23 protein-coding genes and 1 tRNA gene are annotated in these 20,600 nt (G+C 63.9%); 16 read left to right on the top strand and 8 right to left on the bottom strand.

From position 1 onward, the window contains the following. Position 1: 1 nt before the first annotated feature. From surE to K6T56_06840, 8 genes are all read right to left on the bottom strand, one after another. A complete protein-coding gene (surE, locus tag K6T56_06875; protein MCL6556067.1) occupies positions 2-745 on the bottom strand; it encodes a 5'/3'-nucleotidase SurE in 744 nt (247 codons plus the stop codon). A 43-nt stretch (positions 746-788) separates the two neighbouring features. After that, positions 789-865, bottom strand: a tRNA-Pro gene (locus tag K6T56_06870). Between the two features lie 56 nt (positions 866-921). Next, the gene (locus K6T56_06865; protein ID MCL6556066.1) at positions 922-1,830 is read right to left on the bottom strand and encodes a TauD/TfdA family dioxygenase; all 909 of its coding nucleotides are present in this window, start codon (positions 1,828-1,830) and stop codon (positions 922-924) included. Continuing rightward, the gene (locus K6T56_06860; protein MCL6556065.1) at positions 1,830-2,402 is read right to left on the bottom strand and encodes a hypothetical protein; all 573 of its coding nucleotides are present in this window, start codon (positions 2,400-2,402) and stop codon (positions 1,830-1,832) included. Before K6T56_06860 ends, K6T56_06865 begins: the two co-directional genes overlap by 1 nt. Positions 2,403-2,404: 2 nt before the next feature. Further along, on the bottom strand, positions 2,405-3,253 hold the full coding sequence (locus K6T56_06855; GenBank protein ID MCL6556064.1) for a sulfurtransferase: 849 nt from the start codon (positions 3,251-3,253) through the stop codon (positions 2,405-2,407). Positions 3,254-3,312: 59 nt separating this feature from the next. Continuing rightward, entirely contained in the window at positions 3,313-3,645 is a 333-nt protein-coding gene (locus K6T56_06850) for a TusE/DsrC/DsvC family sulfur relay protein (protein ID MCL6556063.1), read from the bottom strand. 59 nt (positions 3,646-3,704) lie between these two features. Then, positions 3,705-4,292 carry a type I-MYXAN CRISPR-associated protein Cas6/Cmx6 gene (gene cas6, locus K6T56_06845; protein MCL6556062.1) on the bottom strand — a complete coding sequence of 196 codons (588 nt, stop codon included), beginning with the start codon at positions 4,290-4,292 and terminating at the stop codon, positions 3,705-3,707. A gap of 50 nt (positions 4,293-4,342) precedes the next feature. Continuing rightward, a complete protein-coding gene (locus K6T56_06840; GenBank protein ID MCL6556061.1) occupies positions 4,343-4,549 on the bottom strand; it encodes a hypothetical protein in 207 nt (68 codons plus the stop codon). Between the two features lie 334 nt (positions 4,550-4,883). Here K6T56_06840 and dsrA point away from each other — a divergent pair, with 334 nt between their 5' ends. The 16 genes from dsrA to cysG all read left to right on the top strand — a co-directional run bounded on the left by dsrA (position 4,884) and on the right by cysG (position 20,593). Further along, positions 4,884-6,188, top strand: a complete 1,305-nt coding sequence (gene dsrA / locus K6T56_06835; protein ID MCL6556060.1) for a dissimilatory-type sulfite reductase subunit alpha — start codon at positions 4,884-4,886, stop codon at positions 6,186-6,188. 73 nt (positions 6,189-6,261) lie between these two features. Beyond that, the gene (gene dsrB / locus K6T56_06830; protein MCL6556059.1) at positions 6,262-7,332 is read left to right on the top strand and encodes a dissimilatory-type sulfite reductase subunit beta; all 1,071 of its coding nucleotides are present in this window, start codon (positions 6,262-6,264) and stop codon (positions 7,330-7,332) included. A gap of 78 nt (positions 7,333-7,410) precedes the next feature. After that, entirely contained in the window at positions 7,411-7,770 is a 360-nt protein-coding gene (gene tusD / locus K6T56_06825) for a sulfurtransferase complex subunit TusD (protein MCL6556058.1), read from the top strand. A gap of 11 nt (positions 7,771-7,781) precedes the next feature. Next, positions 7,782-8,189, top strand: coding sequence for a sulfurtransferase complex subunit TusC (gene tusC, locus K6T56_06820; protein ID MCL6556057.1), 408 nt, complete (start codon positions 7,782-7,784; stop codon positions 8,187-8,189). A 12-nt stretch (positions 8,190-8,201) separates the two neighbouring features. Then, positions 8,202-8,507 (top strand): sulfurtransferase complex subunit TusB, encoded by a 306-nt coding sequence (gene tusB / locus K6T56_06815; GenBank protein ID MCL6556056.1) that lies wholly within the window; start codon positions 8,202-8,204, stop codon positions 8,505-8,507. Between the two features lie 30 nt (positions 8,508-8,537). Continuing rightward, positions 8,538-8,870, top strand: a complete 333-nt coding sequence (locus K6T56_06810) for a TusE/DsrC/DsvC family sulfur relay protein (GenBank protein MCL6556055.1) — start codon at positions 8,538-8,540, stop codon at positions 8,868-8,870. A 72-nt stretch (positions 8,871-8,942) separates the two neighbouring features. Beyond that, positions 8,943-9,677, top strand: coding sequence for a respiratory nitrate reductase subunit gamma (locus K6T56_06805; protein MCL6556054.1), 735 nt, complete (start codon positions 8,943-8,945; stop codon positions 9,675-9,677). A gap of 19 nt (positions 9,678-9,696) precedes the next feature. After that, positions 9,697-11,238, top strand: coding sequence for a (Fe-S)-binding protein (locus K6T56_06800; GenBank protein MCL6556053.1), 1,542 nt, complete (start codon positions 9,697-9,699; stop codon positions 11,236-11,238). Between the two features lie 40 nt (positions 11,239-11,278). Next, complete coding sequence (locus tag K6T56_06795) at positions 11,279-13,228, top strand: NAD(P)-binding protein (protein MCL6556052.1); 1,950 nt, start codon at positions 11,279-11,281, stop codon at positions 13,226-13,228. A 2-nt stretch (positions 13,229-13,230) separates the two neighbouring features. Further along, the gene (locus tag K6T56_06790) at positions 13,231-13,704 is read left to right on the top strand and encodes a hypothetical protein (GenBank protein ID MCL6556051.1); all 474 of its coding nucleotides are present in this window, start codon (positions 13,231-13,233) and stop codon (positions 13,702-13,704) included. Continuing rightward, the gene (locus K6T56_06785) at positions 13,701-14,447 is read left to right on the top strand and encodes a 4Fe-4S dicluster domain-containing protein (protein ID MCL6556050.1); all 747 of its coding nucleotides are present in this window, start codon (positions 13,701-13,703) and stop codon (positions 14,445-14,447) included. Before K6T56_06790 ends, K6T56_06785 begins: the two co-directional genes overlap by 4 nt. A 2-nt stretch (positions 14,448-14,449) precedes the next feature. Next, a complete protein-coding gene (gene nrfD / locus K6T56_06780; protein ID MCL6556049.1) occupies positions 14,450-15,655 on the top strand; it encodes a polysulfide reductase NrfD in 1,206 nt (401 codons plus the stop codon). Positions 15,656-15,774: 119 nt separating this feature from the next. Beyond that, a complete protein-coding gene (locus K6T56_06775; GenBank protein MCL6556048.1) occupies positions 15,775-17,175 on the top strand; it encodes a cobyrinate a,c-diamide synthase in 1,401 nt (466 codons plus the stop codon). A 29-nt stretch (positions 17,176-17,204) separates the two neighbouring features. Continuing rightward, a complete protein-coding gene (locus K6T56_06770; GenBank protein MCL6556047.1) occupies positions 17,205-17,546 on the top strand; it encodes a hypothetical protein in 342 nt (113 codons plus the stop codon). Between the two features lie 100 nt (positions 17,547-17,646). Next, on the top strand, positions 17,647-19,116 hold the full coding sequence (locus K6T56_06765; GenBank protein MCL6556046.1) for an NAD(P)/FAD-dependent oxidoreductase: 1,470 nt from the start codon (positions 17,647-17,649) through the stop codon (positions 19,114-19,116). Between the two features lie 37 nt (positions 19,117-19,153). Next, on the top strand, positions 19,154-20,593 hold the full coding sequence (gene cysG / locus K6T56_06760; protein ID MCL6556045.1) for a siroheme synthase CysG: 1,440 nt from the start codon (positions 19,154-19,156) through the stop codon (positions 20,591-20,593). Positions 20,594-20,600: the final 7 nt, after the last annotated feature.

Raw genomic sequence — 20,600 nt, 5'->3', positions numbered from 1 at the left:
CTCAGTTGCCAAGCCAGGCGCGCACCTCATCGAGCTGCGCGAAATGGGTGAGATCCATCTGCAGGGGCGTCACCGAAACGCAGCCTTGAGCCACGGCGTGGAAATCGGTGCCCGGCCCCGCATCCTGGGCGCTGCCGGCCGCCCCCACCCAATACACCGTCTCCCCGCGCGGACTCTGGGTTTTCACCACCGGCTCCGCCTTGTGCCGTTTGCCCAGCCGGGTCACCTCAGTGCCCTTCAGCGCCTCGTAGGGCAGATCGGGCACGTTCACGTTGAGCAGGCACGGCGGCGGCAGTGGCCGGTTGCGCATGCGTTCGACGAGCTCCACGGCCACCCGGGCGGCGGTGGAATAATGGCCGTGGCCCTGGCTCGCCAGGGAGATGGCCATGGCAGGAATGCCCAGCAGGAACCCTTCCGTCGCTGCGGCGACGGTGCCGGAGTAAATGGTGTCATCCCCCATGTTGGCGCCGTGATTGATGCCGGAGATCACCATGTCCGGCGGTGTCTCCAGCCAGCCGGTGACGGCCAGATGCACGCAGTCGGTGGGCGTGCCATTGACGTAATAAAAGCCGTTGTGGGAACGGCGCAGGCTCAATGGCCGGTCGAGGGTGAGGGAGTTGCTTGCGCCGCTGCGATCCCGCTCCGGGGCGACGACGATGACCTCGGCAATGGCAGCAAGCGCGTGAGCGAGGGCGGACAGGCCAGGGGCGAAGTATCCGTCGTCATTGCTGAGCAGGATGCGCATGGGAGAGGAATGGTCCAGCGGCAGACGGATTGGCCCGTGAATCTGGTCGGGGCGAGAGGATTTGAACCTCCGACCACCTGCACCCCATGCAGGTACGCTACCAGGCTGCGCTACGCCCCGAATCCGCGCATTATAACGGAAAGCCTGCGCCGCAGCCAACCCGCCGGGCGCAGCGTTCAGGCCACACCACCGGCGCAGGCCGCCATGCCGGTGCCGCGGATGCGATCCAGGTAACGCCCCCGGTAGATCATGCGCCGGCGCGCGGGGCTGTCGGTGAAGCCGCTGCGGTCGTGGAGGACGTTGTTGCAGATGAGCCCCATGCCCGGCTCCAGCCGGCCGCGCAGGATGAAGGGCGAGTCTTCGCCGAGGATGGCCTCCAGCGCCGCCACCGCCGCCCGCACCGATGGCGTGTCCTTCCACTCAATGCTGCGGGTGCGCGCGGTGTAGCGCATGTGCAGGGCACCGCAGGGGAGCAGGGAAAACACGGGGCCGCTCTGGGCGGGCCTGGCCACCCCGTTTTCATCGAGGCGGGGGGGAATCGTCATCACATCCGGCTCACTGAGGGCGCGCACATGTTCGGGATCGCGCTCGCGCAGCAGGATGTAGGCGATCTCGTGATCCAGCAGACGGTTTTCACCGCCAGTCTCGGCGCTTTGCACACAGTGCAGGATCATCCCCAGAATGCGCTGCGCCGGGGGGTTGTAGTAGCCGTCGGTGTGCCAGCGGATGGGCCGGTTGGTGTAGGGGATGAAATCGCCGCGCATCCCCTCCTGCTCCTCGGCGACGGTCAGGGTGCTGATGGCATCCTCATCGGCGAGCAGATTGCGGTCGAGGCGCACGAGCCCGAACTGCTCCCCCAGTTTGCGCGGCAGGTCTTTGTCGGCTTCCACGTGACGGCTGGCGTAGATGGCCATGTTGGCCCGGCGGCAGCGCGCCAGGATCGCCTCCTGCTCCGCCGGGGTGAGCCGCCGGGGGTCGGCCACCTCCACCACCAGCTCGTCGAAGGAGCGGGGATAGGCCGCAAGCTTCTCATCCCGCCAAGCGCGGTAACTCGCTTCGTCCTCGAGATGGAAGGGGCAGCCCATCAGTCACGCTTGGGGAAAAAACCGTTGATGAGCTTCTTCACCGTTTCGATCGCTTCCGGCGCCTGGAATTCGATGATCTGGTCGATGATCCAGACCTGATCCTGGCTTTCCATACGCTCACGGATCATGTTGGCGAGATAGCGCTTGACGGCGAAACTGGGCTCTTCCGGCGGGAAATCGAAGGTGGCATAGTCCGCGCCCCGCCGGTTGAGGAAATCGAGGAACTCCGCCGCGTAATCCCGGGTGTGCACTTCGTCCGGCGCCAGATCGCGGATGTTCTGGTCCACGTAATCGGCCAGTCGGGCGCCGGTGGCAGCGATGAGACTGGCGCGCCGCTCCTCGTCCACCCGCCCGTAGAGCAGGCGATCGGCGATGTGGAGCATGAAGGCACACATTTCGGCGATGATGCCGAAGCCCCGGCCCAGGTGGATGATGTCGTACTCCGCCTTGGAGATGTCGTCCACCGCCTTCGAGGCCTGCTTCCACATGTTGAGGGCAAGCACGCTGGCGGTCTCGTCACTGGCGCGCGCGGCATCCTTTTTGAACCAGGTGGTTTTGACCCGTATGGCCATCGCTATTCTCCTCTCGCCACGGGGCGGCGTGGGTCGGTGATCCACTCACTCCACGAGCCCGGGTAGAGTTTCGCCCCGGTGAGGCCCGCCACTTCCATGGCCAGAAGATCGTGGCAGGCGGTCACGCCGGAGCCGCACATGACGATCACCTCCTCCGGCCTGCGCCCGGCGAGCAGGGCCTCGTAATGGGCGCGCAACGCCTCCGCTGGCAGAAAAGTGCCGGAGACATCCAGGTTGTCGTCGAAGGGAACGTTGATTGCGCCCGGCACATGACCGGCCACGGGGTCGATGGGTTCCATCTCGCCGGTGAAGCGCATTTCCGGCCGCGCGTCCAGAATCAGCCGGCTGCCGCTGCGGCTGGCCTCGAGGACGGTTTCCGCATCCACCCGCAACTCGTCCCTCAGGTGGGGTACAAACACGGTCGGGGTGATCCGGGGCGGCTGGGTGGTGAGGGGCCGTTTCTCCCGCTGCCATTTGGGCAGCCCCCCATCCAAGAGGGCCACCCCATCGTGGCCCATCCAGCGCATTAGCCACCACAGCCGCACCGCCATGGAGCCGAAACTGTCGTCATAGACGACCACCTGTTTGTTCCCGTCGATGCCCCACCGGCCCAGGGTGCGGGCAAACTCCGCCGGATCGGGCAAGGGATGCCGGCCATTGCGTCCGGTGCGCGGGCCCGACAGGTCTTCATCCAGATGGGCATAGCGCGCCCCCGGCAGATGCCCGGCGGCGTAGGCACGGCGGCCGGCTTCGGTATCGCTCAGGGTGAAGCGGCAGTCCACGATCACCCAATCGGGATCGTCCAGGTGGGAGGCCAGGGTCTCCGTATCAATCAAAGTGGTATAAGCCATCCGCTGCCCCATATAAAAAGGCCGGCACCGGCCGGCCTTGGCCCAACCTGCGGCCGGCTTCAGTAGCCGCCCTTGCCAAACGGTTTGGGCAAACCGGCAATCCGCACCGCCTGCCGCGCCGGCTGCATGGGGAAGAGTTCATAGAGCCGCTTTTTCCAGTCGATGCCCGGTTGCAGCTCCTCCATTTCCTTGACCAGGTTGCGGAAATTCGGCGTGTGGCCCTTTTCCCGGTATTCGTTGCGCAGGTGTTCGATGACCATCCAGTGTTCATCGGTGAGCTCGATGCCTTCCGCGGCGGCGATCACCTTGGCCGCTTCCTCGGTCATGATCGGCTCGAGGAGGAACTTCTCATCATCGTACTCGTACTCGACACCATCGATCACATAGCCCATCTGTCAACTCCTTCTTCTGTCAAACAAAAGCCAAGTTAGGGAAGCCGACCGGCACGCCGTCAGGCAACCGGCGTAATCGATTTGTGGGGGATGAACACGCCGCAACCCAGCTTGCGGTTCGTCCCCAGACCCTGCTGCTGGATGAGGAGGGCATGCTCCACAGGCAGGCCGTGGAGCAGGACGCTGTAGCCATACTCGGTGCCCCGCTCCGTGGTCAGGGCCTGGCGGCGGCCACAGATGAAGCGGGTGTCGATCTTAAGCTCGTCCAACATCCGGATGACGTCCTGGGCAAAAGCCTTTTCATCGGCGCTACCCGTCGTCACCAGGTGCGCGTAGAGCGGCGTGTGCAGAGAAAGCGGCCGCAGCTTGCCGGCACCGATGGCAAAAGCCGCCCCGGCCAGTTCGAACCGCTGCCCGGAGAGCTTGAGCACCTCCTCCACCCGGTGGCGTGGCACGCGGATGACCAGCTTGGCGCGGCGGTTGAGCATGAGTCGGCCGCCGCCCACGTCCGCACCCTGGATGGGGTGGATGGCCAGCAACGGCTCTTCCTCCATCCAGGGAGCCAGGGCACGCAGGGCGCGGTAGAGGAGGAGGCCGTGATCCTGGGGCAGGCCCTCCCCCTTCAGCTCGAACTGAACATCGGTCACCGCCGCTTCGTCCACCTTGGGGGCGACGAAGCCTTCGTCTGCAAGCCAGCCTATTTTTGCTCTCCTTGGCGGCGCGCCCAGTCGGTGAGGGCATTCCCCCAACGGGCCGCCGTCGCCGCGTCGATGTCGAAGACGGTGAAGCGCTTGCCCTCCCGGATGCGCAACCGGAGGGTGGTATAGCCCGCCGGGTGCTCCACCTGCTGCAGCTCCACCTCCTGGCGGAAGGGCTGACAGAGGAACTTTTCCAGACTGGTGATGCGCTCCGATTGCAAAATCCGCCGCCTGTGCTAGAGTTTCAGGTTCGGCGATAAGGTAATGGCTTGATTCAACTTTATCAAGCGCGCCCGCGCCGTTTGGCCGCCTTCTAGCCAAACTTGGGGAGCCCGGATACTCCTTTTGGGTAGGTCCGAGCTAACTACTCAGGTGAATAGTGCCCCCGGAACACGGGGCATAACATTTTGGCCACGTAAGGGCGGGTACGGCTTCGGCCCCGCCGGGGTCCCAGGTGAGGCGTCTGTTGCCCGGCAGTCAGGCGGCAGCCGTGCAGTGTCCTTGGGTTGTCAGTTCAACGTTTTTTGTGGAGAGAACGCCATGGCAAAACAAATTCCTGCAACGCCGATGCTTGACCAGCTGGAAAGCGGCCCCTGGCCCAGCTTCGTGACCGGGCTCAAGCGCCTGGCGAAAGAAAAGGACATGATGGCCGACCTGCTGGGTCAGCTGGAAACGTCCTATGAAACCCGCAAGGGTTACTGGAAAGGGGGCACGGTGGGCGTGTATGGCTATGGTGCCGGCGTCATCCCCCGCTTCACCGAGCTGAAGGACGAAAACGATCAGCCCCTGTTCCCCGACGCAGCCGAGTTCCACACCCTGCGTGTGCAGCCGCCCGCGGGCATGCATTACACCTCCGACCTGCTGCGCAGCCTGTGCGACACCTGGGACAAATACGGCTCCGGCCTGATCGCCTTCCATGGCCAGTCCGGCGACATCATGTTCCAGGGCATCAAGACCGAAAATGTGCAGCCCGCTTTCGACGAGCTGAACGAAAAAGGCTTCGACCTGGGGGGTGCCGGTCCGGCCCTGCGCACCTCCATGTCCTGCGTGGGTGCTGCCCGCTGCGAAATGTCCTGCTATGACGAGGCCCGCGCCCTGCGCACCGTCATCAACAACAACCTGGACGACATGCACCGTCCGGCGCTGCCCTACAAATTCAAGTTCAAGTTCTCCGGCTGCCCGAACGACTGCGTGAACGCTATCCAGCGCTCCGACTTCGCCACCATCGGCACCTGGCGCGACAACATCCAGGTCAACGAGCAGCTCATCCAGGACTGGGTGGCCAAGCATGGCAAGACCGAACTCGTCAACCAGGTCATCAACATGTGCCCGACCAAGGCCATCCGCCTGGTGCCCAAGGACAAGGTGGCCCAGGGTGACGGCTACTCGGTGGCGGCGGTGGATGCCCAGGACTGCATGGAGATCGACAACCACAACTGCGTGCGGTGCATGCACTGCCTGAACGTCATTCCCGGCGGCCTGCTGCCCGGCAAGGACAAGGGGGTGACCATCCTCATCGGCGGCAAGGGCGTGCTGAAGATTGGCGCCACCATGGGCACCGTGATCATCCCCTTCATGAAGCTCGAGTCCGACGAGGACTTCGAAAAACTCAACGAGCTGGCCCGCAACGTCCTCGACTTCTTCGCCGAGAACGCGCTGGAGCATGAGCGCACCGGTGAGATGATCGACCGCATCGGCCTGGTGAACTTCCTCGAGGGCATCGGCATCGACGTGGATCCCAACATGATCCTCGAGCCGCGCTCCAACCCCTATGTCCGCACCGACGGCTGGGACGAGGAAGTCGCCAAGTGGAACGAGCGCAAGGCGGCGGCCAAGGCCGGCTGAAGCGTCACGGTCCAAGCGCCCGCCCGCGAGGGTGGGCGCACAAACCCAGGCATAACAATTGAGAGGAAACCCTATGGCAGAACTTCGCCAACCGATCGAATCCGGGGCGCCGGATCCCAAACCCTACATGCACCCGGTGATGGTCAAGAACTACGGGAAGTGGGTGTTCCATTCCCATCCGCGGCCCGGTGTGCTCTACCATCGCGCCGAAAGCGGGGATGAGATCTGGACCGTCAAGGCCGGCACCCAGCGCCAGATGGACACCTACACCATCCGCAAGCTGGCCGAGATCGCCGACAAATACGGTGATGGCTACGTGCGCTTCACCACACGTTCCAACATCGAATACATGGTGGCGGACGAAAAGAAAGTCGAGCCGCTGATCAAGGCCCTCACCGAAGCCGGCTTCCCCGTCGGTGGCACCGCCAACTCGGTGTCCATGGTGGCCCATACCCAAGGCTGGCTGCATTGCGACATCCCGGGCACCGACGCTTCCGGCGTCGTCAAGGCCCTGATGGACGAGCTCTACGACGAGTTTGTCAAATGCGAAATGCCCAACCGGGTGAAACTGTCCACCTCCTGCTGCGAAATCAACTGCGGCGGCCAGGCCGACATCGCCGTCATCGTCCAGCACACCAAGCCGCCCAAGATCAACCACGATCTGGTGGCCAACGTCTGCGAGCGGCCGGCGGTGGTGGCGCGCTGCCCGGTGGCGGCCATTCGTCCCGCACTGGTGAACGGCAAACCCTCGCTGGAAGTGGACGAGAAGAAATGTATCTGCTGCGGCGCCTGCTATCCTCCCTGCCCGCCGATGCAGATCAACGACCCCGAGCACTCGAAGATCGCCATCTGGGTGGGGGGCAAGAACTCCAATGCCCGTTCCCGTCCCACCTTCCACAAGCTGGTGGCTGCGGGCCTGCCCAACAACCCGCCGCGTTGGCCCGAGGTCAGCGCCGTGGTGAAGAAGATCCTCTCGGTGTACAAGGCGGATGCCCGTCCCTGGGAGCGTATGCGTGACTGGATCGACCGCATCGGCTGGCCGCGCTTCTTCGAGAAGACCGGTCTGCCCTTCACCAAGTACCACATCGACGATTGGAAGGGTCACCGCGTCACGTTCAACGCTTCGGCGCACATCCGCTTCTAAATCGTAGTCATCCCCCTGCATCCAAACGGGTGCGGGGGTGATGCCATTCAAAAACACTACAAAGATCAGGGGTTTTGAATGAAGTTTGGCATTCTGGTGAATGAGGGTCTTTACCAGCACCAGGCAAGCGATACCGCTTATCAGTTTGCCAAGGCTGCAATCGAGAAAGGCCACCAAGTGCCCCGTGTGTTTTTCTATCACGACGGGGTTTACAACTCGAGCCGCCTGACTGAGCCGCCGCAGGACGACCGCAACATCGTCCAACGCTGGCAGAAGCTCGCCAAGGAGCACAACATCGACCTGGTGGTCTGCGTGGCTGCCGCGCTGCGTCGCGGCATCAAGGATGAGAACCTGGCGGAAGGCTTCCGGATTTCCGGTCTCGGCCAGCTGGTGGAGGTGGGCATCCAGGCCGACCGTCTGGTGGTGTTTGGCGACTGATGGGAGAAGACATGACCGAAGCAACGGGTGGCATCGACTTCGAGGAAGAATCCGCCGGGGTCGTCAAAAAATTCATGTTCGTCAACCGCAAGGCGCCCTATGGCACCATCTACGCCCTGGAAGGGTTGGAAGTGGTGCTGATCAGCGCCGCGTTCGATCAGGACGTGAGCCTGGTCTTCCTCGACGATGGGGTTTATCAGATCGTCAAGGGCCAGCACACCAAGGCCATCGACGTCAAAAACTTCTCCCCCACCTATCGGGCGTTGGAAGGCTACGACATCGAAAAGCTCTATGTGCTGAAGGAGTCCCTGGAAGAGCGTGGGCTTACCGTGGATGACCTGCTGGTGGACGTGGAGGTGCTCGACGCCGCAGGCATGGCTAGGCTGATGGCCGAACAGGACGTCGTGTTGAGCTTCTGAGGGGGAAAGCGAATGCTGCACATTGTGAACAAGTCCCCGTACGAAAACCGGACGCTGGAAAACTGCCTGCGCGTCATCACCCATGAAGACGGGGCGGCCCTGCTCCTCATCGAGGACGCCGTCTATGCGGCGACCAAGGGCAACATCGCGGAAAACCTGCTGAAGGGGGTCATGGGCAAGATCAAGATCTATGCCCTCTGGCCGGACCTGGAGGCACGCGGCATGCAAGACCGGGTGATCGATGGCATCAAGCTCGTCGATTACGGCGGTTTTGTGGATCTGGTGGCGGAGCATCGCAACAACCAATCCTGGTTGTAATGCTTCATTTTTCTACGTAAGGAGAGGCAAATGAGCTTTGAAATCAACGGCAAAGTGTACGAGACCGACGAGGAAGGTTACCTGGTCAACCTGTCGGACTGGAACGAGGAAGTCGCCAAGCATCTGGCAGCCGAGGAAAAAATCGAGCTGACCGACGCCCACTGGGAAGTGATCAACTTCCTGCGTGAGTACTACAACGACTATCAGATCGCGCCGGCCATCCGCGTGCTGACCAAGGCGATCGGCAAGAAGCTGGGGCCGGAAAAAGGCAACAGCAAGTACCTCTACGAGCTGTTCCCCTACGGTCCGGCCAAGCAGGCGTGCAAGATCGCCGGTCTGCCCAAGCCGACCGGCTGCATCTAAAAGGGTGTTGATCGGCCGCCGCGCCCGGCCGGCGCGGCGTGCCGAACCTTCGTAGCGGATCCGAGGCGGGTGATGACGACAACAACGGTATTTTTTGCGGCCCTGTTTTACGTGGCCACCGCGATTCTGGTGCTGGGTCTGGCGCGCAAGATCTATCAGTACGCCAGCACGCCGGCGCCCCTGAAGATTCCCACCACACCGGCCCCGACGACGAAAACCGGCGTGGTGCTGCGCATGGCGCGCGAAGTGATTCTGTTCGAAAGTCTGTTCAAGTCCAACAAGTGGATTTGGCTGTTTGGCTGGCTTTTCCATGTCGGCCTGGCCGTCGTCCTCTTCCGTCATCTGCGCTATTTCCAATATCCGGTCTGGGACATCGTCTCCCTCGAACTCGTCCAGGCGGCGGGCAAATACGCCTCCTTCGCCATGGTGGCCGGTCTGATCGGGCTTTGGGCGCGGCGTTTCCTTGTGGATCGTGTGCGCTACATCACCACTCTGTCCGACCACCTCATCCTCCTGCTGCTCATCGGTATCGGCATCACCGGGATGAGCATGACCTTCGTCAGCCATACCGACATCGTCGGCCTCAAGGCTTTCATGCTGGGACTGATGCGCTTTGAAATCAATCCGCTACCGGAGGACCCCCTCCTCATGGCACATCTCGCCCTGGTGGCAACGCTGATGATCGTCTTCCCCATCAGCAAACTGCTCCATGCGCCCGGTGTCTTCTTCAGCCCCACGCGCAACCAGGTGGACGACCCGCGGGAACATCGCCACCTCGCGCCCTGGGCGGCGGAACTGGAAAAGTGATTACGGTTTAGGGGACCCCATGGCTGCATCGACCTTCGAAACACCGAAGCTCCTCAACGATACCGCCACCCTGCCCATCCCCCCCATCAAGCCGGGGGCGATGCAGGGGGTGCAGTCGTTCATCGCCGGCGACAAAATCCAGGAGCAACTGGGTTACCCGGGCGAACTGCTTCCCAACTGGAAGGAGCGCGCCATCGAGCGCATGGGGGAGCTGTTGCAGAAATACCGGGGCCTGCAGGTCTTCCTCGACGCCTGCGTGCACTGCGGTGCCTGCACCGACAAGTGCCACTACTACCTGGGCACGGCAGACCCCAACAACATGCCCGTCGCCCGCCAGGAACTCCTGCGCAAGGTTTACCGCCGCTATTTCACCTTCGCTGGCAAATACTTCCCCAAACTGGTGGGCGCCATCGACCTCACCGAGGAAGTGCTCGACCAGTGGTACAGCTATTTCTATCAGTGCTCGGAATGCCGCCGCTGCTCGGTGTATTGCCCCTATGGCATCGACACCGCGGAAATCACCATGGCCGCGCGGGAAATCATGGACTCCGTCGGCCGCGGGCAAAAGTATTCCAACGAAATCCTGGGTAAGCTCCATCGCATCGGCAACAACCTCGGTCTGCCCGGCCCGGCCCTGGAGGATACCCTCGCCGGCCTGGAGGAGGACATCCTCGCCGACACCGGGGTGCCGGTGCGTCTGCCCATCGATCAGAAAGGCGCCGAGGTGCTGCTGGTCACCCCCTCGGCCGATTTCTTCTCCGAGCCCCATGTGGAAAGCCTGATCGGCTACGCCAAGGTCTTCCACGCCGCAGGGATCAGTTGGACGCTCTCCTCCACGGCTTCCGAGGCGGGCAACTTCGGCCTTTTCATTGGCAGCTATGAAAACATGCGCAAGGCGGCGCTGCGCATCCGCGAAGCGGCGCTGGAACTTGGCGTCAAGCGCGTCGTGGTGGGCGAGTGCGGCCATGCCTGGCGGGTGGCCTACAGCTTCTGGAACACCCTCACCGGGGTGGGCGCGGGCGCCGAGGATCCCTTCGGCAAGATGCTGCAGCAACAACTGGATCACCGCTACAAGCAGCCCTCCCACATCTGCGAAGTCACCTGGGACCTGATCCAGAAGGGGGCGATCAAGCTGGACAAGTCGGCAAACGACCACCGCATCGTCACCTTCCACGATTCCTGCAACGTCGCCCGCGCTTCCCGCATGGGCGACATCCCGGGGGGGCAGTTCATCATCCCGCGGGAGATCATCAAGGCCTGCTGCAATCATTTTTACGACATGGCGCCGGAGACCATCTACGAAGGCACCTACTGCTGCGGTGGTGGCGGCGGCTTGCTCACCGACGACCTCATGGAAGTGCGGGTCAAAGGCGCCCTCCCCCGCATGCAGGCCCTGAAACAGGTGGTGGACGAGAAGAAGGTCAACTTCATGGCCACCATCTGTGCCATTTGCAAGGCGCAGTTCACCAAGGTTCTCCCCTACTACGGCTTCCCCATGAGCATGGTTGGGGGCGTGCATCAACTGGTCAGCACGGCCATCCAGTTGGGCACGAACGAATAAAACCCGGAAATCAGACGATCACGACGTAAGGAGAAGTCAGATGGCAGCCCCGAACCAACCGAAAACCGAAGGCCTGACGTTCCGCCGCTTCAAAGACGGCCAAAGCCACGCCGACCGTCGCCTGAACCAGTGGATTTTCCAGGGCGACGAGTCGCACAAATGTCCTGAATACGTGCTCTCCACCCCGCCCTGCCAGGGCAGCTGTCCCTCCGGTGAGGACATCCGGGGCTGGCTCAACATCGTGCGCGGCATCGAAAAGCCCACCGGTGGCATGAGCTGGCAGGAATACGCCTTCCGTCGCATCACCGATGCCAACCCCTTCCCCGCGGTCATGGGGCGTGTCTGTCCCGCCCCCTGCGAAAAGGGCTGCAACCGCAATCAGGTGGAAGACCACGTGGGCATCAACGCCGTGGAGCACTTCATCGGCAACTGGGCGCTGGAGCACAAGCTGGGCTTCGGTGAGCCCGGCCCCGACACCGGCAAGAAGGTGGCCATCGTCGGCGGTGGCCCGGCCGGTCTGGCGGCGGCCTACCAGCTGCGCCGCAAGGGTCATGCCGTCACCATCTTCGACGAACACGCCGAACTGGGTGGCATGATGCGCTACGGCATCCCCGGTTTCCGCACTCCGCGGGAGGTGCTGGACGGCGAGATCAAACGCATCCTCGACATGGGCGTGGAGGTGCGCCTCAACACCCGCGTCGGTCGCGACGTCACCCTGGAACAACTGGACAAGGACTACGACGCCATCTTCTTCGCCATGGGGGCCCAGTCCGGCCGTGCCCTGCCCGTCCCCGGCGCCGACGCTCCCAACTGCGTGACCGCCATGGCCTTCCTGCGCGCCTTCAACGAAGGCCGCCTGCAGTCGGTGGGCAAGCGCGTGGTGGTGGTCGGGGGTGGCGACACCTCCATCGACGTCGCCACGGTGGCACGCCGCCTGGGCAACATCACCAAGATCAACGAAAGCGATCGGCCTGAATACGTGCTGCAGGGCCATGTGGCCCATGACGTGGCCGCCGTCTCCGCCCGCGAAGGCGCCGAGGTGATCCTCATCTCCCGCGCCACCATCGACAAGATGAACGCCAACAAGGCCGAGGTGGAACATGCCCTCGCCGAAGGCATCGAGATTCGCGGCGGCGTGACCCCGGTGGAAGTGATCAAGGGGCCGGATGGCCGTGCCACTCACCTGCGGGTGGCGGAATTCGAGATGGTGGGCAAGGAGATGAAGATCAAGCCGGGCACCGAGACCGACATTCCTGCCGACCTGATCGTCTCCGCCATCGGTCAGGCCGTGGATTTCACCGGCCTCGAAGTCCTCAACAATGGCAAGGGCCTGATGAGCGCCGACAAATTCTACCGGGTGCCGGGCAAGGAAAAATGGTTCGTCGGCGGTGACGTGCTGCGTCCCCACCTGCTGACCACGGCCATCGGTCATGCCGCCATCGCGGTGGACGGTATCGACGCCTACCTGCGTGGCGAGGAACTGGAACAGCGGCCGAAGGTGGACGTGCGCCACTTCGACGAGGTGCGCAAGTGGATCGAAAGCGGCCACGAATACAAGGAAATCCACGGCTACTACGCCGGGACCTCCTTCGACAAGGGCGTGCTGCACAACTTCGAGGACCGCTCCCACAAATACATCATCCCGTCCAACGAGCTGTTCCTCGGGCACTTCCCCTACACGCCGCGCAACAAGCGCAAGGAAATCGTGCTCACGGCGGAACAGGCTCTGGGCAATTTCCAGGAGCGTCTCCTGCCCCTTTCCGAGCAGGAGACCATCGCCGAGGCGAAGCGCTGCATGTCCTGTGGTCTGTGCTTCGAGTGCGACAACTGCGTCATCTACTGCCCGCAGACGGCCGTCTACAAGGTGCCGAAGAAGGACAACCCCACCACGGGCCGCTATGTGGACACCGACTACACCAAGTGCATCGGTTGCCACATCTGCGCCGATGTCTGCCCGACCGGCTACATCAAGATGGGCATGGGTGAGTGAAGATGAGCGGGGCCGCCAAACTCGGTCGGCGCGCCGCCGGAATCTGGGCGGCGCTCGCCGCCCTGCTCCTGGCCACCCTGGGTGCGTTCGCCGCGGCAAGCGGTGAACGCGCCGGCACCGCCGCGGGTCGGACGCCGAAGCCCGTTCTCGTCATCGAGAAGGGTGAGCGGTGTGTCGAGGACACCGCCTACATGCGCCGCAACCACATGAAGCTTCTGCTGCACCATCGGGATGACACCGTGCACAAGGGCATCCGGACCGAGAAGCACAGCCTGCAGAACTGCATCAACTGCCATGCCAGCAGCAAGAACAACAGCGTGCTGGGCAGTGATGAGAATTTCTGCCAGAGCTGCCACACCTATGCCGCAGTGAAGCTGGATTGCTGGGATTGCCACAGCAGCAAACCCAAGCAGCAGGCCGCCACGGCGGCTGCGGCCGTGGCTAAGGCGCCTGTTTCTGCCGGAGGCAAGCAATGACTGACAACAAGACGACCCCTGTCGATGAAGGGCGGCGCCGGTTCCTGACCGCATCCGCCGCCATGGCCGGCGTGGCCGTCGCCCCAGGTGTGGTCCTGTATGAAATCGCCCATGGCAAGCCCGCCGATGAGCCGGCCAGCCATGCCGTGCGCTGGGGGATGCTGATCGACACCAATCAGTGCCAGGAAGGCTGTGACGAGTGCGTCAAAGCCTGCGGAGAGGAAAATGGCTTCGGCCACGGCACGCGGGAAACCGATTCCCAGTGGATCCGCAAGGTGGAGCTCAGGGACATGCGCACTGGACGCACCAAGTCGCTGCCGGTCATGTGCCAGCATTGCGCCGAGCCGCCTTGTGTCGATGTCTGCCCCACCGGCGCCTCCTTCAAGCGGCCGGATGGCATTGTCTTGGTGGATCGCCACATCTGCATTGGCTGCCGCTACTGCATGATGGCCTGCCCCTACAAGGCGCGGTCCTTCGTCCACGAGCGCATCACCGATCAGAACCCGGACGTGCCGCGGGGCATCGGCTGTGTGGAATCCTGCACCATGTGTGTCCACCGCGTCGATCGCGACCAGCAGCCGGCGTGCGTGGAAGCCTGCGCCAGGGCGGGCCACGGCGCCATCCTCTTCGGCAACCTGAACGACCCCAACAGCGAGATCGCCAAGCGCATCGCGCAATACTCCACCATGGAGCTGCGCGCTGACCTGAAACTGAATCTCGGTGTCCGTTATCAAGGGTTTTGAGCATGCAAATCGCCTATCGTGAGGTCGAAGGACGCAGCCCCCGCTACTGGGCATTGCTCGGCATCATCGGGCTCATCGCCCTGCTCGGTCTGGGCGCGGCCTATTACATGGAGCATCACGGCCACATCGTGACCGGCATGACCAATCAGATCGTCTGGGGCATGCCCCACGTGTTCGCCGTCTTCCTCATCGTCGCCGCTTCCGGTGCCCTCAACGCCGCTTCCATTGCCAGCGTCTTCGGCAAGAGCGCCTACAAGCCCCTCGCCCGTCTGTCGGGTCTGGTGGCCGTGGCGCTGCTGGCCGGGGGTCTCATGGTGCTGATGCTGGATCTGGGGCGGCCTGACCGGGTCATCGTCGCCGCCACCTATTACAACTTCAAATCCGTGTTTGCCTGGAACGTCTTCCTCTACACGGGCTTTTTCACCTTCGTCGCCCTCTATCTGTGGACCATGATGGACAACTCGGTGGCTGCCTACGGCAAATACGCAGGCTTTGCCGCCTTCATCTGGCGCCTCATCCTCACCACCGGTACCGGCTCCATCTTTGGCTTTCTCGTCGCTCGCGAAGCCTACAGCTCCGCGCTGCTTGCCCCCATGTTCATCATTTTCTCCTTTTCCTACGGCATGGCGGTCTATCTGCTCATCCTGATCGCCGCCTATGCCTGGACGGGGCGGCCGCTGGGGGATGCCATCCTGCATCGCCTCGGCCGGCTCCTCGGCTGGTTCGTCGCCGCCGCGCTCTATTTCGTCGTGGTCTTCCACATGACCAACCTCTATTTCACCAAGTACCACGGCGTCGAGCGGTTCATCCTCGTCGAGGGGGGCATCTACACCCAGATGTTCTGGATCGGTCAGGTTCTCCTGGGTTCGGTGGTGCCCATGCTCATCCTCTTCAACGGCAAGCTGCGCGCCTCGCGCGGCCTGCTGGTGACCGCCTGTCTGCTGGTGGTGCTCGGCGGCCTGGCGCAGATGTACGTCACCATCATCGGTGGCCAGGCCTATCCGCTGGACATCTTCCCCGGCTGGGAGGAGCGCAGCAGCTTCTTTGACGGTGTCGTGCATCCCTATCATCCCTCCCTGCCCGAGTTCCTGCTGGGGCTGGGCGGGGTCGCGGTCGCCCTGGCCATCGTGACCATCGGGGTCAAGGTGCTGCGCTTTCTGCCGGAGAGCCTGGCCGACGCGGACGTGGACCCCCACGCCGCGGGATAGCTCCACTTCCCGGAGGAGGAGGCATGTTGCATCCATTCTGCGCCCATCGGCGCCTGCCGCCCCCATCCTCCCCCCCGCCCGCGGAGGGGCTCGGCGCCTAGCCGGCCAGGACTGGCACCATGGGCCGCCTCCTCATCTCCGCTGCGCACAAGTCCTCCGGTAAGACCACGGTCAGCATCGGTCTGTGTGCCGCATTGCGCGCGCGGGGGCTGACGGTGCAACCCTTCAAGAAAGGGCCGGACTACATCGATCCCATGTGGCTGGCGCAGGCCGCCGGCCGGCCTTGCTACAACCTGGATTTCTACGTCCAAGGGCGGGAGGAGATCCTCGGCGAATTCATCGCCCGCAGCGCCCATGCCGACCTCGCCCTGGTGGAGGGCAACAAGGGCCTCTACGACGGGCTGGACCTGGATGGCAGCAACAGCAATGCCGCCCTGGCGAAGCTCCTTGCCCTGCCCGTGGTGCTGGTGCTGGACACCACCGGCGTCATCCGCGGCGTGGCCCCCCTCCTCCTCGGCTATCAGGCCTTCGACCGGGGGGTGTACATCGCCGGCGTCATCCTCAACAAGGTGGGCGGCAGCCGTCACGAAGCCAAGCTGCGCGCCGTCATCGAGCATTACACCGACATCCCGGTGCTGGGCGCCGTGCATCACGATGCCGGGCTTACGATTCTGGAACGCCATCTCGGCCTCATCCCCGCCAATGAGGAAGCGGAAGCCCAGGCCCACATTCAGGCCCTCGCTGAGCGCATCGCCCGCCAGGTGGATCTCGATCGTCTGCTGGCCGTGGCGGCAGCCGCCCCACCCCTGGTGGCCCCGCTGCCAGCCCGTCCCCCTGCGGTGAGCGGCCGCCTTCGCGTGGCCATCGCCCGCGATAAGGCCTTCGGCTTCTACTATCCGGACGATCTGGAAGCCCTGCAGGCGGCGGGAGCCGAGCTCGTCCCCTTCGACACCCTGCACGATCCCCATCTGCCGGAAACCGATGCCCTTTTCATCGGCGGCGGCTTCCCGGAGAGTTTCGCCCGGGAACTTTCCGCCAATCGGAGTCTGCGCCGGGACATCCGCGACGCCATCGAAGCCGGTCTGCCCGCCTACGTGGAATGTGGCGGCCTCATGTACCTGGCACGCAGCCTCACCACGGACGGCATCCGCCACGAGATGGTGGGCATCGTGCCGGGAGATGTGGTCATGCACGCGAAGCCCGTGGGCCGCGGCTATGTCCGGCTCAAGCAGACCGCCGCCTCCCCCTGGGCGCGGGGGCCGCAAGACCTGCCGGAAATCTGGGCCCATGAATTCCATTACTCGAGCCTGGAAAACCTGCCCGCCGGCCTCACCTACGCCTACGAGGTGAAGCGCGGCCACGGCATCGACGGCAGGCACGATGGCTTCGTCTACAAAAATCTGCTGGCGTCCTATACCCATTTGCGGGGGACGCGCCGCTTCGACTGGCCGGCGCGCTTCATGGAATGGGTGAGGCGCTGCCAGGCCCATCCTTCCCCCCGTCGCCTGTCCGCTCCCTAGGGACAGGCGACTTCACCAAGGAGCTTCGTATGTTCACCGTCACCCGACAAGCCGCGATTCAGATCGCCAAGGCCGCCGAGGAAAGCGGCGCCGTGGGCCTGGCCTTGCGCATTGCCGCCAAGCGCACACCGGAAGGGGATATCGAGTTCGGCCTGGGCTTTGACGAGGCGCGCGTGGAAGACATGGAGATCGTCTGCCCTGCCGGCGTCAACGTGGTCATCGGGCCGAAAAGCTGGCCCCTGCTTAAAGGGGCCACCATGGATTACGCGGAGCTTGCGCCGGGCAAGTTCGGCTTCGTTTTCCTTCCCCCGCAGCCGGAACCTACACCCCCCGGTGGCGGCTGCGGGAGCGGAAACTGTGGCTGTGGCTAGACCATGGGAATGGGCGCGGGAGTGGAAACGGTGATTTTCGCGCCGGGGCAGGCGTCTTACGCCGTGGGCCCGCGCCCTTCACGGTATTGCAGCTAAGGACATGGACAAGTTCGACGTCATCGTCATCGGCAGCGGTCCCGGCGGCTACAAAGCCGCCCTCACCGCCGCCCAGCTTGGCGCCAAGGTGGCCCTGGTGGAAAAAGGGTTGCCCGGGGGCAACTGCCTGAACCTGGGCTGCATCCCCAAGAAAACCCTGCTCCATCTCGCCTCCATGATCGAAGATGTCCAGCACCTCAACGGCCGTGGGCTCACGGGGGAGATCCGGGGCGACTTCCGCGCCGCCATGCGCCACAAGGACGAGGTGGTGGCGGGCATCCGCAACAACTTTCCCGTCTGGCTGCGCCGGCTGGGGGTGGTGGTGATCCAGGGAAGGGCGCGCTTCATCGGCCCCCACGAAGTGGCGGTGGATGCCGTCAACACGCGAGAGGCAAGCCCCGTGCGCACCCTGAGCGCCCCCCGCATCATCGTTGCCACAGGTTCTGAACCCCGGCCGCTTGCCCAGTGTCCCACCGACGGCCAGCATATCCTCAACACCCGGGATTTCATGACCATGCAGGATGACCTGCCCCGCTCCATGCTCTTCGTGGGCGGCGGCATGGCCAATGTGGAACTGGCCTATCTCATGCATCAGTTCGGCAGCCGTGTGCTCATCGTCGAACAGGCGCCGGCGCTGCTGCCCAATGCGCGCATTCCCGAACACGCCGTCAACACCCTGGTGCGCAAATTCCACCGCATTGGTCTCGCGTTTCGTACCCGGACCACTGTCGCCCATTGCAAGGTGGAGGACGATGGCGTGTCCGTGGTCTTCGACGACGGCAGCGAGGCGCGCTTCGACAAGGTGCTGGTGGCGGTGGGGCGGCAGCCGCTGACCCGCGGGCTCGATCTGGACAAAGCAGGCATCGAGGTCAACGAGGAGGGCTTCATCGTCACCTCCAGCTACCTGGAAACCAATGTGCCCGGGGTCTACGCCATCGGCGATGTCAAACCCGGCCCGATGACGGCCAATGCCGCCCTACACGATGCCAAGATCGCCGCCACCAACGCCCTCAACGGCAACAGCCTCACTTTCAACTATTTCATGGTGCCCACGGTCCTCCATTCGGCCATGGAGATCGCCGCCGTGGGTCTCACCGAAGCTCAGGCGGAAGCGGCGGGGTTCGAACCGGAAGCCGCCCGCACGAGCTTCCTGGGTTCGGGCAAGGCGCGCGCCTATCACGACACGGAAGGCTTCATCGAGGTGGTGCACGATGCGGAAACCGGCCAGCTTCTAGGGGGCTGCATCGTCGGTCCCGAGGCCGGCGAGCAAATCCAGATGATGACCGCCGCCTGCCAGTCGGAACAGGGTCTGTGGTTCTTCAAGGAGCTGTCCTACAGCCACCCCTCCTGGTGCGAGGAATTCGAGACCGCCATCGAACCCTGCACCTCGGCCTTCACCCGTTCGGCGAAGGAAGTCTTCCGTCCCGGTATCTTCCGTCCCCTGCGCAAGAAGGCCACGGCCCGCCATTCCTGAAACCGCCTCCGGGCGTCTTTTGCAAAGAAACCGTCCCATGGATTTCCTGCCCATATTCCTGAACCTCCGCGGCAAACACGGTCTCGTCGTCGGCGGCAGCGAAGTGGCCGCGCGCAAGGCGGCGCTGCTCCTCAACGCCGGTGCCCGGGTGACCGTGGTGGCGCCACGGCTCGCCGAAGCCTTTGCCCAACTGGAACATCCCGAACGACTCCGCCATCTGGCGGCGGAATTCACCCCGGCACTCCTGGATGATGTGGACATCGTCGTCTGCGCGCTGGAGGACGAAGCCCAGGCTAGGGTGGTGTCGGAGGCGGCCCAGGCCAAACACCTGCCGGTCAACGTGGTGGACACGCCGCAGCTTTGCAGCTTCGTCATGCCGTCCATCATTGACCGCTCCCCCATCCTCATCGCCGTCGGTTCCGGCGGCGCCTCTCCGGTGCTGGCGCGGCTGCTGCGCGCGCGCCTGGAATCGATGATCCCCACCGCTTACGGTCGTCTGTCCGCCCTGGCCGCCCGCTTCCGCGACCAGGTCAAGGCGAAATTCAAGCGCCCGGAGAACCGCCGCCGCTTCTGGGAGAAAGTGTTCCAGGGACCGGTGGCGGAAATGATGTTCTCCGGCCAGGACGAGGCCGCCGCCGCCACGCTGCAGGCCATGATCGACGGCGAAATGGAACCGGATGCCGCCATCGGCGAGGTCTATCTGGTGGGCGGTGGGCCGGGCAATCCGGACCTGCTCACTTTCCGTGCCCTGCGCCTCATGCAACAGGCGGACGTGGTCGTCTATGACAATCTGGTCTCACCGGCGGTGCTCGACATGGTGCGGCGCGATGCGGAGCGCATCTATGTGGGCAAACGGCGGGCCAACCACGCCCTGCCCCAGGAGGAGATCAATGAGCTCTTGGTGCGCCTGGCGAAGCAAGGCAAACGCGTGCTGCGCCTGAAAGGGGGCGATCCCTTCATTTTCGGCCGCGGCGGCGAAGAGATCGAGACCCTGGCGGAAAACAAAATCCCCTTCCAGGTGGTCCCCGGCATCACCGCCGCCTCCGGCGTGGCCTCCTATGCCGGTATTCCCTTAACCCACCGCGACCACGCCCAGGCCTGCGTCTTCGTCACCGGTCACCTCAAGGACGGCAGCATGAATCTCGACTGGGACATGCTCGCCCGTCCCCATCAGACCATCGTCATCTACATGGGGCTGCACGGGCTGCCTGTGCTCTGCGCAAAACTCATCGAGCACGGGCTGCCCGCCGAGACCCCCGCGGCCATCGTCCAGCAGGGCACCACCTCGAAACAGCGCGTGGTCACCGGCACCCTCGCCACCCTGCCGGTCCTCGCGGAGGCAGCGCAGCTCAAGGCACCGACCCTCATCATCGTCGGCAGCGTGGTGACCCTGCACGACAAGCTCAAGTGGTTCAACCCCCGCGATTCCCGCGACGGCCTCAGCGAAGCGACACCGGAACACACCCAGGCCGCCTGAGCCTTGG

The sequence above is a fragment of the Burkholderiales bacterium genome (genome assembly GCA_023511995.1).
Taxonomy (GTDB): domain Bacteria; phylum Pseudomonadota; class Gammaproteobacteria; order Burkholderiales; family Thiobacteraceae; genus Thiobacter.
The sequence above is the reverse complement of the archived record's forward strand: the minus strand, read 5'-3'. Positions and strand labels throughout refer to the sequence as shown.

Coding starts and splice junctions, on each gene's coding strand:
- nrfD (MCL6556049.1), top strand. CDS start 14,450: ATGCAAATCGCCTATCGTGAGGTCGAAGGACGCAGCCCCCGCTACTGG.
- K6T56_06860 (MCL6556065.1), bottom strand. CDS start 2,402: ATGGCCATACGGGTCAAAACCACCTGGTTCAAAAAGGATGCCGCGCGC.
- tusC (MCL6556057.1), top strand. CDS start 7,782: ATGACCGAAGCAACGGGTGGCATCGACTTCGAGGAAGAATCCGCCGGG.
- dsrB (MCL6556059.1), top strand. CDS start 6,262: ATGGCAGAACTTCGCCAACCGATCGAATCCGGGGCGCCGGATCCCAAA.
- K6T56_06800 (MCL6556053.1), top strand. CDS start 9,697: ATGGCTGCATCGACCTTCGAAACACCGAAGCTCCTCAACGATACCGCC.
- K6T56_06770 (MCL6556047.1), top strand. CDS start 17,205: ATGTTCACCGTCACCCGACAAGCCGCGATTCAGATCGCCAAGGCCGCC.
- K6T56_06785 (MCL6556050.1), top strand. CDS start 13,701: ATGACTGACAACAAGACGACCCCTGTCGATGAAGGGCGGCGCCGGTTC.
- tusD (MCL6556058.1), top strand. CDS start 7,411: ATGAAGTTTGGCATTCTGGTGAATGAGGGTCTTTACCAGCACCAGGCA.
- K6T56_06850 (MCL6556063.1), bottom strand. CDS start 3,645: ATGGGCTATGTGATCGATGGTGTCGAGTACGAGTACGATGATGAGAAG.
- K6T56_06810 (MCL6556055.1), top strand. CDS start 8,538: ATGAGCTTTGAAATCAACGGCAAAGTGTACGAGACCGACGAGGAAGGT.
- dsrA (MCL6556060.1), top strand. CDS start 4,884: ATGGCAAAACAAATTCCTGCAACGCCGATGCTTGACCAGCTGGAAAGC.
- K6T56_06775 (MCL6556048.1), top strand. CDS start 15,775: ATGGGCCGCCTCCTCATCTCCGCTGCGCACAAGTCCTCCGGTAAGACC.
- K6T56_06865 (MCL6556066.1), bottom strand. CDS start 1,830: ATGGGCTGCCCCTTCCATCTCGAGGACGAAGCGAGTTACCGCGCTTGG.
- cysG (MCL6556045.1), top strand. CDS start 19,154: ATGGATTTCCTGCCCATATTCCTGAACCTCCGCGGCAAACACGGTCTC.
- K6T56_06790 (MCL6556051.1), top strand. CDS start 13,231: ATGAGCGGGGCCGCCAAACTCGGTCGGCGCGCCGCCGGAATCTGGGCG.
- K6T56_06795 (MCL6556052.1), top strand. CDS start 11,279: ATGGCAGCCCCGAACCAACCGAAAACCGAAGGCCTGACGTTCCGCCGC.
- K6T56_06765 (MCL6556046.1), top strand. CDS start 17,647: ATGGACAAGTTCGACGTCATCGTCATCGGCAGCGGTCCCGGCGGCTAC.
- surE (MCL6556067.1), bottom strand. CDS start 745: ATGCGCATCCTGCTCAGCAATGACGACGGATACTTCGCCCCTGGCCTG.
- K6T56_06855 (MCL6556064.1), bottom strand. CDS start 3,253: ATGGCTTATACCACTTTGATTGATACGGAGACCCTGGCCTCCCACCTG.
- tusB (MCL6556056.1), top strand. CDS start 8,202: ATGCTGCACATTGTGAACAAGTCCCCGTACGAAAACCGGACGCTGGAA.
- K6T56_06805 (MCL6556054.1), top strand. CDS start 8,943: ATGACGACAACAACGGTATTTTTTGCGGCCCTGTTTTACGTGGCCACC.